Annotated in this window: 10 protein-coding genes and 1 pseudogene; 9 read left to right on the forward strand and 2 right to left on the reverse strand. The window is 41.2% G+C overall.

Annotated elements, in window-relative coordinates:
* Positions 1-56: 56 nt before the first annotated feature.
* The 9 genes and pseudogenes from rpsD (at position 57) to H8S90_RS08145 (ending at position 11,150) form a co-directional block, all read left to right on the forward strand.
* The gene (gene rpsD, locus H8S90_RS08110; protein WP_187342056.1) at positions 57-665 is read left to right on the forward strand and encodes a 30S ribosomal protein S4; all 609 of its coding nucleotides are present in this window, start codon (positions 57-59) and stop codon (positions 663-665) included.
* 93 nt (positions 666-758) lie between these two features.
* Positions 759-1,751: a DNA-directed RNA polymerase subunit alpha gene (locus tag H8S90_RS08115; RefSeq protein WP_187342057.1), complete on the forward strand. Its 993-nt coding sequence runs from the start codon at positions 759-761 to the stop codon at positions 1,749-1,751.
* A 97-nt stretch (positions 1,752-1,848) separates the two neighbouring features.
* A pseudogene (gene rplQ / locus H8S90_RS26160) lies at positions 1,849-2,370 on the forward strand (50S ribosomal protein L17); the annotation flags it as partial.
* A 27-nt stretch (positions 2,371-2,397) separates the two neighbouring features.
* On the forward strand, positions 2,398-2,655 hold the full coding sequence (locus H8S90_RS26405) for a hypothetical protein (protein ID WP_370525697.1): 258 nt from the start codon (positions 2,398-2,400) through the stop codon (positions 2,653-2,655).
* Positions 2,656-2,767: 112 nt separating this feature from the next.
* Positions 2,768-3,940, forward strand: coding sequence for an SAM-dependent methyltransferase (locus tag H8S90_RS08125; protein WP_255501863.1), 1,173 nt, complete (start codon positions 2,768-2,770; stop codon positions 3,938-3,940).
* 130 nt (positions 3,941-4,070) lie between these two features.
* Positions 4,071-5,990 carry a molecular chaperone DnaK gene (gene dnaK, locus H8S90_RS08130; RefSeq protein ID WP_187342059.1) on the forward strand — a complete coding sequence of 640 codons (1,920 nt, stop codon included), beginning with the start codon at positions 4,071-4,073 and terminating at the stop codon, positions 5,988-5,990.
* Positions 5,991-6,163: 173 nt separating this feature from the next.
* Complete coding sequence (locus tag H8S90_RS08135; protein ID WP_187342060.1) at positions 6,164-8,575, forward strand: S9 family peptidase; 2,412 nt, start codon at positions 6,164-6,166, stop codon at positions 8,573-8,575.
* 97 nt (positions 8,576-8,672) lie between these two features.
* Entirely contained in the window at positions 8,673-10,205 is a 1,533-nt protein-coding gene (locus H8S90_RS08140; RefSeq protein WP_187342061.1) for a helicase HerA-like domain-containing protein, read from the forward strand.
* Positions 10,206-10,241: 36 nt separating this feature from the next.
* Positions 10,242-11,150, forward strand: coding sequence for a sugar phosphate nucleotidyltransferase (locus tag H8S90_RS08145; RefSeq protein WP_187342062.1), 909 nt, complete (start codon positions 10,242-10,244; stop codon positions 11,148-11,150).
* 136 nt (positions 11,151-11,286) lie between these two features.
* On the opposite strand, the gene H8S90_RS08150 is transcribed toward H8S90_RS08145, so the two are convergent.
* Positions 11,287-13,320 (reverse strand): S9 family peptidase, encoded by a 2,034-nt coding sequence (locus tag H8S90_RS08150; protein WP_187342063.1) that lies wholly within the window; start codon positions 13,318-13,320, stop codon positions 11,287-11,289.
* Between the two features lie 46 nt (positions 13,321-13,366).
* Complete coding sequence (locus tag H8S90_RS08155; RefSeq protein ID WP_187342064.1) at positions 13,367-14,761, reverse strand: FAD-binding oxidoreductase; 1,395 nt, start codon at positions 14,759-14,761, stop codon at positions 13,367-13,369.
* Positions 14,762-14,800 lie beyond the last annotated feature (39 nt).

Here is a 14,800-nt window from a genome sequence, read left to right on the forward strand (position 1 = left end):
GTTTAAAGCTAAGATTCTCTAACCGCGGGTTAGAAGATACTTTAAAGAGAAATATAATGGCAAGATATACAGGACCAAAGTCCAAAATCGCCCGGAAATTCAGAGAGCCAATTTTTGGACCTGATAAAGCATTAGAGCGTAAGAATTATCCCCCGGGAATGCACGGTGCGTCTAAGCGTCGTGGAAAGCAATCTGAATATGCGATTCAGTTGCATGAGAAGCAAAAAGCAAAATATACATATGGTGTATTGGAGCGTCAATTCGCTAACTTATTTGATAAAGCCTCTGCTAAGGAAGGTATTACAGGTGAGAATTTGCTCAAATTTTTAGAGGCTCGTTTGGATAATACCGTTTATCGCTTAGGTATTGCCCCAACTCGTTCCGGAGCCCGTCAATTAGTAGGACACAAGCATATTACTGTTAACGGAAATATAGTCAATATTCCTTCTTATAGTGTTCGCCCAGGTGATATTATCGCCGTGAGAGAGCGTTCTAAGTCTTTGGAGGCTATTACGACATCTGTTGCAGGTAGAAAACTAAATAAATATAGTTGGCTAGAATGGGATGCAAACGGACTTACAGGTAAGTTCTTGAATTTTCCAAACCGCGATGAAATTCCTGAAAATATCAAGGAGCAATTAATCGTCGAATTGTATTCTAAATAGTTTATTACTATACAAACAGGTAAACACTATGTTATATTGGTTGTTTACCTGTTACACAGCAATCATTTCAATCAAACAATTAATTAGAAATAAATGGCAATCTTAGCATTTCAGAAACCGGATAAAGTTATCATGCAAAAATCCACGGAGTTTGACGGTACGTTTGAATTCCGGCCGTTAGAACCAGGTTTCGGTGTAACCATAGGTAATGCTCTACGCCGTATATTGTTGTCTTCGTTAGAAGGTTATGCAATTACTTCTGTTCGTTTTTCTGGTGTTTCTCATGAATTTTCAACTATCACTGGAGTGGTTGAAGATGTTACGGAGATTATCTTGAATTTGAAACAAGTGCGTTTCAAAAAGACAGGTGAATCTGGCGACTCGGAGAAGATTTTTGTAATCATCAACGGACAGGATCAGTTTAAAGCTGGTGATATTACCAATCATTCTAGCAATTTTACAGTACTCAACCCGGATTTGGTTGTTTGCAATATGGAAAGCTCGGTAACGTTAGAAGTTGAGCTAACTGTAAGCAAAGGCCGTGGTTATATCAATGCTGAAGAGAATAAAGTTGCCGATGCAGTCGTGGGAGTGATCGCGATCGACTCTATCTACACGCCCATTAAGAACGTGAAATACACTATTGAGAACTTTCGTGTGGAGCAAAAGACCGATTACGAGAAACTTTTGTTGGACATTTCTACTGATGGATCCATTCATCCGGAAGATGCATTGAAAGAAGCTGCGAAAATCTTAATTCACCATTTCATGTTATTCTCCGATGAGAACATCCTGTTGGAATCTCAAACGAAAGAGGAGACAAAAGAAGTTGATGAGGAGATTTTACACATGCGTAAAATCTTGAAGACCGAATTGGTAGATCTAGATCTTTCAGTACGCGCATTAAACTGTTTGAAGGCTGCAGACATTCGTAGCTTGGCAGAACTCGTTTCTTATGATGTGGCAGATATGTTGAAGTTCAGAAACTTCGGTAAAAAATCGCTCACAGAAATTCAGGAACTTGTTAAATCAAAAGGCTTATCTTTTGGTATGAATTTATCAAAGTATAAGTTAGACGAGGAATAATTTTATAATCATAATTTAGCGACCTGTTGCATAATTCCCTCCAGCATCATTATTTTATTGATGCATTTCGGAGACGGTATGCACAAAACAAAACAAAATGAGACACGGAAAAAAAATCAATCACTTAGGCCGCACAGATAGCCATCGTAAGGCCTTATTGTCTAACATGGCTGTTTCGCTTATCAAACATAAGCGTATCACGACAACATTGGCGAAAGCAAAAGCATTGCGTACATATGTTGAGCCGTTAATTACCAAATCAAAAAATGATACTACGCACTCGCGTCGTACTGTATTTAGCTATGTAAAGGATAAAGAAGCGGTTACCATCTTGTTCCGTGAAATTTCTGAAAAAGTAGCCAATCGTCCTGGTGGATATACACGTATAATCAAGTTAGCTAATCGTCCTGGAGATAATGCCGAGGTAGCACTTATTGAGTTAGTGGATTACAACGAAGTATACGCTAAGGGTGAAGCTAAGGTTGAGAAGAAAGCAACCCGTCGTCGTGGTGGTAAGAAAAAGGCAGCTGCTTCTACAGAAACAGCCGCTACCGATGAAGCCACTAAGGAGACAGCTGCAGCTGAAACGAAGACACCGAAAAAAGCTTCGACAAAAAAAGCTGCCAAAGGCGATGATCTGACGCTCATCGAAGGCGTTGGACCAAAAATTGCTGAGGTTTTTGCCGCGGCTGGTGTGGTTAGCTTTGCCGATATCGCGGGTAAATCTGCTGATGACTTGAAGACCATCTTAACCGAAGCGGGCGATCAATTTAATACTGCTGTTACCGATACATGGCCGGAGCAGGCAAAATTAGCTGCTGACGGTAAATTCGACGAGCTAAAAAAATGGCAAGATGAATTAGATGGCGGTAAGGAGGCAGATGAAGAAACTAAAGAAGACTAAGAAAAGTTTCGAATAAAAGAGAGTCCCCTTATTGGGGACTTTTTTGTTTCTAATAAACACCAATTCTTGATTTTATCAATTGATTAATGGTTTGATGTTGGTATTACCTGTTTTGAAAGCATTTGAAGATCTAATAAACGGCAGTTTAACGGAGGGGACGTTTGTCAAACTATCGCTCGGCAATTATCACGGAGCGGAAGAGCATTTGAAGCACGTATATGTACGAGAGATTCTTTTAAAGCGAGAAGTTAAATTGGCGTTCACTTACCGATATAAAACACGTGATATTGTAAAGAATTATGATAAGCATGAAGGCGTAGGTTTAATACTTGATTATTTAAACAACGGTTTCAAATCAGCTACCTTGTTTACTACAGAGAAAGACACCATATGGGTAACTAAACGTTCGGGTACTGTTTTTTTACGCAATCAGGTTCCTACTTTTCGAGAACGTCCTGCCTTAGCTCATGACCGCGAAAAGCATAGGGCATTAGCTGGTCCGACGCTGCGTCCTTATTTACATGACCTCAATATCACAGATCATACAGGTAAGGTATATAAAAATGCACAGGATAAATATAAACAGATTAACCACTTCGTGGAACTTCTAAAACCTTTGCTCGCAGAAGTCAATCCCAAATCAATAAAAAAGGTTGTTGACATGGGGTCGGGCAAAGGATATTTAACCTTCGCTTTATACGATTATTTACATCATGTATTGCAGTTGAATGTAGAGGTAAGCGGTGTAGAGTTTCGTAGCAACCTCGTAGATTTATGTAATAATATCGCACGTAAATCTGAATTTTCCGGATTACATTTTGTCGAGGGAACGATAGCTGATTACCAAGCGGGACAGATAGATTTACTGATGGCATTACATGCTTGTGACACCGCCACTGACGATGCTATTTATCAAGGCGTGCGTTCCAATGCGAAACTTATTGTCGTGGCGCCCTGCTGCCATAAACAGATTCGTAGAGAAATGGAACAACACACTGTTCACCAATCCATACAGACATTAACGAGGTTTGGCATTTTTCTTGAAAGACAGGCTGAAATGTTGACAGATGCAATTAGGGCATTAATTTTGGAATATCATGGATATAAAACCAAAGTTTTTGAGTTTGTTTCAGATGCTCACACACCTAAAAATGTTTTGGTTGTAGGTATAAGATCCAAGGATTTAGCGGTGCAGGAACGGGAAGAAATACGAGCTCGACTACAAGCATTAAAAACACATTTCGGTATCGGTCAACATTATCTTGAAACACGCTTTAAGTTGTAGATGGAGACATTATACGCTATAGAACGTAATTGGTTATACTGCCATTATGTCGTGATTTTCCGCTTGGCATAAGCATTGATGAATACTTGCAGGAAAGCAAATTAGTAAATTTAATATAAACAAATAAGATATGTCTAAAATTATTGGAATTGACTTAGGTACTACCAACTCTTGCGTTGCAGTAATGGAAGGTAATGAGCCGGTAGTTATAGCAAACAATGAAGGAAAGCGTACCACACCTTCAATTATAGGTTTTGTTGATAACGGCGAACGTAAAGTAGGAGACCCCGCAAAACGTCAGGCTATCACCAATCCTCAAAACACGGTTTACTCTATCAAGCGTTTTATGGGTAGAACGTACGATGAAGTAACAACCGAAGCTTCACGCGTTCCTTATAAGGTGATTAAGGGAGATAATAATACCCCACGTGTAGAGATCGGTGACCGCAAATATACGCCTCAAGAGCTTTCGGCGATGATCTTGCAAAAAATGAAGAAAACAGCTGAAGACTTTTTAGGACAAGAAGTAACAGAGGCTGTTATCACGGTACCAGCTTACTTTAACGATGCGGAGCGACAAGCCACCAAAGAAGCAGGTGAGATCGCGGGGCTGAATGTAAAACGTATTATTAATGAGCCAACGGCCGCGGCTTTAGCTTATGGCTTGGATAAAGCTCATAAAGATATGAAAATTGTCGTGTTCGACTGTGGTGGTGGTACACATGATGTTTCCGTGTTGGAATTGGGAGATGGTGTATTTGAAGTGAAGTCTACTGATGGCGATACACACTTAGGTGGAGATGACTTTGATCAAGTGATTATCGACTGGTTAGTTGAGGAGTTTAAAGGCGAAAATGGCGGTTTTGATTTAAGCAAAGATGCCATGGCTTTACAACGGTTAAAAGAGGCTGCTGAGAAAGCAAAAATAGAACTTTCTAGTACATCTTCTACAGAGATCAATTTGCCCTATATTACAGCAGATGCTACTGGACCAAAACACTTGGTGCGTAACTTAAGTAGAGCTAAATTTGAATCATTAGCGGGAGATTTAATAAAACGCACTATTGACCCTTGTAAATCAGCATTAAAGAATGCAGGACTGTCAACATCAGATATCGATGAAATTATTTTGGTTGGAGGATCAACCCGTATTCCTGCCATTCAGGAGGCTGTGAAGAGCTTTTTTGGAAAAGAACCATCAAAAGGTGTTAACCCTGATGAAGTAGTTGCTTTAGGAGCTGCTATCCAAGGAGGTGTGTTGACCGGTGAAGTGAAAGATGTACTTTTACTTGACGTAACTCCGCTATCATTGGGTATCGAAACCATGGGCGGTGTGATGACGAAACTCATCGAAGCAAATACTACGATCCCTACTAAAAAGTCTGAAACGTTCTCGACAGCTTCTGACAACCAGCCTTCGGTAGAGATCCATATATTACAGGGAGAGCGTCCGATGGCAGCACAGAACCGCACTATTGGCCGTTTCCACTTAGATGGTATCCCTGCCGCTCCTCGTGGTGTTCCACAAATTGAAGTAACCTTTGATATCGATGCAAACGGTATCTTACACGTTTCTGCAAAGGATAAAGCAACTGGTAAGGAGCAGAAAATTCGTATTGAAGCTTCTTCTGGCTTAAGTGATGAAGAAATCAAAAAGATGAAAGCAGATGCTGAAGCAAATGCAGATGCTGATAAGAAAGCAAAAGAAGAGGTAGATAAGTTGAATGCTGCCGATGCATTGATTTTCTCTACTGAAAAGCAATTGAAGGATTATGGTGATAAAATAGGAGCAGATAAAAAAGAGCCTATCGAAAGTGGTCTTACTAAATTGAAAGAAGCGTATACCGCAAAAGATTTTGCTGCCATGGAAACTGCTCAAAATGAATTGCAGGCTGCTTGGAATGCTGCGTCAGAGGAAATGTATAAGGCTTCTCAAGATGCGGGAGCTCAAACAGCACCTGAAGGGGATGCTTCTCAGGAGTCAGGTAACCCAACTGATGAAGTAACAGATGTTGACTTCGAGGAAGTTAAAGATGATGATAAAAAATAAATAGTTCATAATTATAGAAAGCCGCTATCTTTACATAGCGGCTTTTTTGTGCATACATTTTAGGTATTTTAAGTAATTATTGGCATATTGCGCACTAGTAATACCTGCTCTTATTCCCCCAAAATTCAGAGATATTATCATGAAGAAAAGAGCTGCAAATAAATACGTTTAGTATGAAGAAAAATTTACTTTATTTATTGCTTGGACTTTTTGGCAGTAGCCTAGTAAAAGCACAGGATAATTTAACTTATCAGCAACCACCTGCCAGTATCCAGGAATTATTGGAGGCTCCCAATACGCCGGTCGCACGGATCAATAAAAGTGGTAGTCAGTTATTGTTATTACAGTCTCCAGATTATCCAACTCTTGAACAGGTAGCGCAGCCTATTCTCGGTTTGGCAGGGCTACGATTAAACCCACTCAACAATTCTTCTGCTGTTAGTACAACCTATACTTCTTTATCTATACAAGATGTTAAATCGACAGCAGGTACGACATTTACAGGGATGCCTAAAGACCCGCAGATAGGTAATATAACATGGAGCCCGAATGAAAAATATATCGCTTTCAGTAATGCTACTAAGGACGGGGTAGAACTATGGCTTGCAGATGTAGCACGCCTCCAGGCAAGAAAGCTTGTAGATAACTTTTTGAACGATGCTTATGGACAAACGTTGCAATGGGCGCCAGATGGTAACAGTATTCTCGCTCAATTTGTTCCTTCAGCAAGAGGGGAAAAGCCAGCAGAGAATCCGATCCCAACAGGCCCTATTGTGCAGGAGAATTTAGGGAAAACCGCTCCTTCAAGAACCTATCAGAACTTGTTGAAGAATCCTTATGACGAGCAGCTGATGGATTATCATCTTACTTCTCAGCTATATAAAGTATCCTTAAGTGGAGAAATGCAATTATTGGGTTCGCCTGCAATCTATCGGAATGTTGCATATTCTCCAGATGGTAAATATCTGCTCTTACAGAAGGTAGAAAGACCCTATTCTTATTTAGTGCCTATCTATTCCTTCCCTTTTCAGACAAGCATTTGCAAGGCCAATGGAGAGGAAGTCAAAGTGCTCGCTAAATCGCCTTTAGCAGAGAATCTACCTACCGGCTTTGATGCGGTTATTGATGGGCCACGCAATTACGCTTGGCGATCCGATAAGCCCGCTACACTATATTGGGTAGAGGCACAGGATGGAGGTGATCCCGGTAAGAACGTCGCTATTCGTGATATTGTTTATACCCTTAAAGCGCCCTTTATTGCAGAACCTGAGAAAATAATGGAAACGGGTTTGCGTTACAGTGGTTTAACTTGGGGTAACGATAATTACGCAGTTTTGCATGAACGTTGGTTAAAAGATCGTAGTGAAAAAATGACACTTATCAATCCTGATAGGAAGCAGACTGTTAAAGTCATCGCCGATAGGTCATCGGAAGATGCCTATACCGATCCGGGAGATTTCGTGAAGGTCGACGGTAAGCTGAATCAACCAGTCTTGTTATTTGACAAGGGTCGTGAGCCGATTGTTTTCACTATCGGAACAGGCGCCTCGCCAGAGGGCGACCGGCCATTTTTATTGAAATGGAACCTGATTTCCGGGGCGCAGGATACGCTTTTTAAATCTAAGGCTCCATATTATGAAGAACCTATGTTTTTTAATAATAAAGGCGAGGTTTATATTTCGCGCGAATCGGTTGAGGATGCACCAAATCTGTTTCGGATAGATTTAAAAAGCGGGAACGGCATGTCGTTAACGTCTTTTCCCGATCCATACCCTAGTCTTAAGGGTGTGACAAAACAGCAACTATCATACCCACGTAAGGACGGGATAAAACTCACTGCTACTTTATATCTTCCAAAAGGATATACCAAAGAGCAAGGTCCCCTCCCTGTACTTATGTGGGCCTATCCGAGAGAGTTTAAAAGTTTAGCGGCAGCGGGGCAGGTAAAAGGCTCTCCTTACCGTTTTACGAGGTTAGCTTTCCGTTCACCAGTGTATTGGGTAACCCGAGGGTATGCTATTTTGGACCAAACAGATATGCCTATAGTAGGTGAAGGAGAGGAAGAACCGAATGATACCTTTGTTGAGCAAGTACAGGAAAATGCGCGTGCGGTTATAGACTATGTGGTAGATATGGGCATTGCCGACAGAAAGCGTATTGCCGTAGGAGGGCATTCCTACGGTGCATTTATGACGGCTAATCTATTGGCGCATACTGACCTGTTTGCCGCAGGTTTGGCGCGTAGCGGAGCATATAACAGAACCTTAACGCCTTTTGGTTTCCAGTATGAAGAGCGTACATATTGGGAGGCACCAGAAGTATATTATCAGATGTCGCCTTTTAGTTTTGCGAATAAAATAAAAACACCTTTATTGATGACTCATGGTATAGATGATGAAAACTCTGGTACTTTTCCTATCCAGAGTGAAAGATTATATAATGCTATCAAGGGACATGGAGGAACCGTAAGGTTAGTACTTCTTCCAAAAGAATTTCATGGATATCGCGCGAAAGAATCGATTATGCATACGTTTTGGGAGATGGATACATGGTTGGAAAAATATGTTAAAAATAGAGACAATTGATTGAACTGATAGAACAATTCTTGTGTTATAAAGTCGGATGAAATTTTGCCAAGCTTAAGTAATTACGTAACTTTCGCTGGCTTAATTAAATAGCATTATGGCTAAGCAAGAACAATTTATATCTAAGATAATATCCTCCTATCAACCGAAGGGGGATTTTATCTACTTGGGGGCAGGTTTGCTCAATGGCGAGATTATCGCTGCTGCTGAGGTAAACCTCGCTCTAAAGATGATGAATAGGCATGGGCTCATAGCAGGCGCTACCGGAACTGGTAAAACCCGTACCTTACAGCTTGTTGCTGAACAACTGTCGGAGGCCGCAGTCCCGGTTTTCATGCTGGATGTAAAAGGAGACTTGTCGGGCTTATACGAAGCTGGCGAAACTAATCCTGCTCTGGAGGAGCGGGGGGAGGCTTTAGGAAGGCCTTTTAAACCTGCTGACTTTCCTACAGAACTTTACTCTTTAACAGGGAAATTAGGGGCTTCCATGAGAGTAAGACTAGCCGATTTTGGCGCTATTTTATTGGGGCGTATATTAGACCTTAATGATACACAAACAGGTGTTCTTTCGGTACTTTTTAAATATGCTGAAGATCAGTCGTTAGCGATTATAACGTTTGAAGATCTAAAAAAGCTATTGAACCATCTTACTTCCGAAGAAGGGGCACAGGAGATAAAAGACAATTATGGGAAGATAAATACCGCTACTTCTACTACCATTTTAAGAAAGATAGTTGCTTTGGAGCAACAAGGTGTCGGGCATATTTTTGGCGATCCTGCTTTTGATATTCAAGATCTTTTCCGCATGCAGGAAGGCAAAGGCGTGATCAGCTTGTTGAATATTTCTGATATCCAAAACCAGCCTTTGGTATTTTCTGCCTTTTTATTGAGTTTACTTGTACAGTTGTTTGAACAGCTCCCAGAAGTTGGAGACCTCGAAAAGCCAAAGCTTATTTTCTTTTTCGACGAAGCCCATTTGCTTTTCAACGGAGCTTCAAAGGCTTTTCTGGGTAGAATAGAACAGGTCGTTCGGTTAATCCGGTCAAAGGGGGTCGGTATTTTTTTCTGCACGCAAGCTGCAACAGACATTCCAGATACTGTTTTGGGCCAATTGGGAAATCGCATACAGCATGCGTTGCGGGCGTTCACACCTAACGATGCGGAAGCTTTGCGAAAAACTGCCAGAACATACCCTAAATCGGACTTTTACACGATAGAACAAGTGTTAACAAACTTAGGCACCGGACAGGCTTTGGTCACGGTGCTGAACGACAAAGGAGTACCCACTGAAGTCGTTGCTACACATCTTATTCCTCCTAGGGCGAATATGGGGCCACTAGATCAAGCAACTTATGATCGCTTAGTTCAACAGTCCACAATTTTTGCCAAATATAAAGAACCTATCAATACTAGCGGTGCTGCAGCTATTTTAGCGGGGAAGTCAAAGGAGGAAAAAATAGTGGAAGAAGTACCAAAGTCTACTAAAAAGACATCCAGTACCAGACAAACTCCTATGGAGGCCATGGCAAAAAGCGCTTCCCGTACATTGGGACGGGAGGGAGTGAAATTTCTATCAAAGTTAGGCACAGCGATAATAGCTTCTTTGGTAGGGAAAAAACCAAAAAAATAACATAATTATTAACACATATTAACGAAAGAAAACAAGATGAAACCTACCTTACTGATTTTAGCAGCAGGAATGGCTAGCCGTTACGGAAGTATGAAACAAATTGACGCCTTTGGTCCAAATGGCGAAACCATCATAGATTATTCAATATATGACGCTATTAAAGCGGGGTTTGGTAAAGTTAGCTTCATTATCCGTGAAGAATTTGCCGATGCATTTAAAGAAATTTTCGAGCCAAAATTGAAAGGCAAGATTGAAACAGACTATGTATTCCAGGGAACAGATCTTAGGAAATATGGTATAGATAAAGATGTAGAGCGTGCTAAACCTTGGGGTACTGCACATGCTGTTTTAGAGGCGCATGCTCAGGTTAGTGAACCTTTCTGCGTGATTAATGCAGATGACTTTTACGGATATGAGGCTTTTGAGAAAATGGCTGAATTTTTAACATCGGAGGTCGCAGATAATAAGTTTTCTTTAATGGGGTATCAGGTAGACAAAACCTTGTCTGATCATGGAACAGTTTCCCGTGGAGTTTGCGAAGTTGACAGTCACGGCAATATGACCGCAGTAAACGAACGTACGCAGGTTTACTTTAAAGAAGTTGATGGCGATAAGAAGGTGTTTTATGAAGAGCATGGTGTAGAAACGGAAATACCTAAAGATACCCGTGTTTCTATGAATTTTTGGGGTTTTACACCTGCAGTTTTTGAAGAGAGTAAAAAACTCTTTGTTGATTTTGTTGAAGCCAATCAGCACAATCCCAAAGCTGAGTTTTTTATTCCTTTGGTAGCTGATCAGCTGATTAAATCGGACAAAGCTACTTTTAAAGTAATTCCGACGTCAGAGGAGTGGTTTGGTGTAACCTATAAAGAAGATAAACCTATCGTTCAGCAAAACATATCTGCTTTGGTAGAAAAGGGTGTTTATCCTGCAAAACTCTTCTAAGGGAGTTGTTGATGTGGGAGGCAGGGAAATAATAGAGCGGTTGAGTAGGAGAGTCATTGAGTGTTTGTAGTCAACTACAGTTCTTATGATTTACTACTCAACTATTCAACAACTAACACTTTTAACGATAACGAACCTAAAGTGTTTCTTTTAGCCAAGTGAAAAACTCACGCTGCCAAACCAGCGCATTCTGCGGCTGTAGAACCCAGTGATTCTCTTCTGGCAAATAGAGCAATCTGCTTTTTATTCCTTTTAATTGTGCAAGCTGGAAAGCACCTAATCCCTGTTCAATACCTACTCTGAAATCTTTTCCTCCCTGAACAATCAAGATCGGAGTATCCCATTGATCAGCATAAGTAATCGGATTAAATTTGTTATAGCCTTCCGCGGGATTTCTCCCCCAATAGGGTCCTCCTAATTCCTTATTAGCAAAGAAAAGTTCTTCGGTAGTACCGTACCAGCTCCGCATGTCGAATAGACCATCATGTGCAATAAAGGTTTTGAAGCGGTTTTCGTGTACTCCTGCTAACATGAAAACAGAATAGCCCCCATAACTGGCGCCGACAGCACCCAGTCTGTCTTTGTCTACATAAGATTCTGTTGCCACATCATCTATAGCCGATAGGTAGTCCTTAATCGGTTGTCCTCCCCAGTCTCCGCTGATCGATTTGTTCCACTCTACACCATGACCTGGCATGCCTCTGCGGTTAGGAGCTACTACAATATAACCTTGTGCAGCAATGAGTTGCATGTTCCACCGGAATGAATAAAATTGAGATAGCGCAGATTGTGGCCCTCCCTGGCAGTACAGTAGCGTCGGATACTTTTTACTTGGATCAAAGTCTGGTGGATATATTATCCAAGAGAACAAATCTTTCCCATCGGTAGCTTTCGTAACCCTTTTTTCAACCTTGCTTTTTGCTAGTGAAGCATTCAAAGCATCATTTACAGTAGTTAATTGTTGCAGTTTATTCGAGCGAAGGTCGAGTATATACAGCTCGGCAGCATGGTTCATATCCGTGCGGGTAAGCACTAATTTACCCTGATGCTCGCCATTAATATCGGTAATATCGAAGTCACCATTAGTTAACTGTTTAATTTGACCTTTTCCGGTGTTTTCCAGTGATGCCCCTAAACTGATTTCAAATAGCTGAATGGTGCCGGCAATGGGGGCGGTAAACCATATTTTATCGCCGTAACTACTCCATCGATAGCTGGAAACCGTTTCATCCCAGTCTTTTGTGAGGTTATGGGTCGCGTCATTGTGGAGATCGCGCACAATGATATCATTTTTATCTGCTTCGTAACCATCTTCGGCCATGCTTAGCCAAGCTAGGTGTTTCCCATTGTTATTAAAGGATGGTGATACATCGTAGCCCAGCATCCCATCTGTAAGATTGGTCGTTTGCTTGCTGGTTAAATCGTAAGCATATATATCTGTATTCGTACTAAGGGCATATTCCGTTCCAAATTTTTTCTTGCATACATAGATGATCTGTTTACCATCGGGGCTCCAAATCATATCTTCTGCTCCTCCGAATGGTTGTTGCGGTGTGAAATGAGGTTCATCAGACATGATGTCGATCGGTTCGCCGATAACGCCATCATGATAAGAAGCGTAGAAAACGTGTGAAAACTTTCCGTCGAACCAGGTGTCCCAATGCCGGTTATTAAGAGCGTCGAAAATGTATGCGTCTGATTTGTCGAGATCCGAGTACTTATCCTTACTCTGAACTTTTTGAAGGGATACCTCTTGTGAGAATAATATATGTTCCCCATCTGGAGATAAGCTGACATTACTCAAGCTGCCATCAAACGCTGACAATTGTACAGGCTCAGTTTTCCCACTTTCAAGCTTCCAGAGTTGTCCCTTTAGCAGGTAGATGATATTACCATTGTTTTTGTCAATATGTACGATAGATTCACCGCCTCCGTTATCCGTAAGTTGCTGAGCACTTCCGCCACTTAGCGGTATTTTAAAAAGATTACGTTCGCTTTTATTTTCTTTTAAATCGTAATAGGTCACACCATAAATAACCGACTGTCCATCCGGTGTAACCGTTTCAGCAGAAACCATGCCTAGTTGCCATAATAATTCTGGAGTAAGTGGCTGTTGAGCTTTGGCTGCCCCTGCGGCCAATAATGTTGCCAATATCAAAATTTTGTTCATTTATATTTTAACTAAAAAAACGATCAAAGGTAAAAAATAAGGGCAATTAAAATATCTTTCCGGGGTTTAATATGTTTTTTGAATCAAAAACCTTCTTAATTCCACGCATGATATCTAAATGAAGCGTGGTATATTTTAGGTGCATGTAAGGTCTTTGTACTAAACCTATACCGTGTTCTCCCGATAGGGTTCCACCGAGTTCAATAGTGAGTTCAAAGATTTCAGTTATGCCATCTTTAAGCTTATTATTCCAGTCGTCGTCACTCATGTTGCCCTTCAAAATATTGACATGCAGGTTACCATCACCCGCATGACCATAGCATACGGATTCGAAGCCATATTTCGTGCCTATTTCTTTAATTCCCATGATCAGTTGAGGAAGTGCCGCTCGAGGCACAACAGTATCTTCCTCCTTGTAGATAGAGTTTGATTTAACAGAAACAGCCATTGTCCGGCGTAGATGCCACAAAGACTCCTTCTGGCTTGCTGTATCCGCTAACAGTACATCTAAGCAGTTATTGGCCTCCAGCACTTCATTTATCTGTTCACACTGCAGTAAGAGTTCATCGAAGCTATTTCCGTCTACTTCTATCAACAAGAAGGCCTGCATATTATCGAGCAAATTAAACTGTATGTGATCGTGTTCCATCACCCATTCAACACCTTTTCTTTCCATAAATTCAAGGGCAGAGGGTGTGATGCCCTTTCTGAAAATGGCCCCCACTGCTTGACATGCCTCTTCATGCGACCCAAAAGAAGCCAGCATCAATACATCCTGATTAGGTTTAGGTATCAATTTAAGAACAGCCTTACAAATAATGCCCAGTGTCCCTTCCGAGCCTATAAACAGTTGTGTAAGATTATATCCTGTGGCATATTTTAACGTATTGGCTCCTGTCCAGATAATCTCGCCGTTGGGTAACACTACCTGAAGGTTCAGCACATATTCTCTAATGGTGCCATACTTTACTACCCGAGGTCCGCCGCTGCCATGCGATACGTTACCGCCAATAAAGCAAGAACCTTTACTGGCAGGATCTACCGGATAAAGAAAACCTTTTTCAGCCACGGCATCAATTAGCACTTCCGTAATCACGCCTGGCTCAACAGTAGCCTGTAAATTACCTTCATCAATCGCTATGATCCTATTCATACGTTGCATAGCAATCATCAATCCCCCATGTATGGCCAGCGACCCACCGGAAAGACCTGTTCCAGCACCGCGAGGAGTAACCGGTATCGCGTTGGTATGGCAGATCTTCATGAGTTGCGCAATTTCTTCAGGGGATTCTGGAAGCGCCACAACCTCTGGAAAATAACGGAGATCTTCCGTTTCGTCATGAGCATAATGTTCAAGGTCTGTTGGGTTACTGATTAATCGATCTTCAGGAACTATCTGTTTAAATTGATCTAATATCTCAGGAGTAATTTTGTTATACATTGGTTGTTTTAAGTTTAAAACATAGGTTTATGCGTTACG

The organism is Olivibacter sp. SDN3, from assembly GCF_014334135.1.
Lineage (GTDB): Bacteria > Bacteroidota > Bacteroidia > Sphingobacteriales > Sphingobacteriaceae > Olivibacter.

Excerpts from the sequence above, each read along its gene's own strand:
- rpsD (WP_187342056.1), top strand. The coding sequence starts at position 57 with ATGGCAAGATATACAGGACCAAAGTCCAAAATCGCCCGGAAATTCAGA.
- H8S90_RS08115 (WP_187342057.1), top strand. The coding sequence starts at position 759 with ATGGCAATCTTAGCATTTCAGAAACCGGATAAAGTTATCATGCAAAAA.
- dnaK (WP_187342059.1), top strand. The coding sequence starts at position 4,071 with ATGTCTAAAATTATTGGAATTGACTTAGGTACTACCAACTCTTGCGTT.
- H8S90_RS08135 (WP_187342060.1), top strand. The coding sequence starts at position 6,164 with ATGAAGAAAAATTTACTTTATTTATTGCTTGGACTTTTTGGCAGTAGC.
- H8S90_RS08140 (WP_187342061.1), top strand. The coding sequence starts at position 8,673 with ATGGCTAAGCAAGAACAATTTATATCTAAGATAATATCCTCCTATCAA.
- H8S90_RS08145 (WP_187342062.1), top strand. The coding sequence starts at position 10,242 with ATGAAACCTACCTTACTGATTTTAGCAGCAGGAATGGCTAGCCGTTAC.
- H8S90_RS08150 (WP_187342063.1), bottom strand. The coding sequence starts at position 13,320 with ATGAACAAAATTTTGATATTGGCAACATTATTGGCCGCAGGGGCAGCC.
- H8S90_RS08155 (WP_187342064.1), bottom strand. The coding sequence starts at position 14,761 with ATGTATAACAAAATTACTCCTGAGATATTAGATCAATTTAAACAGATA.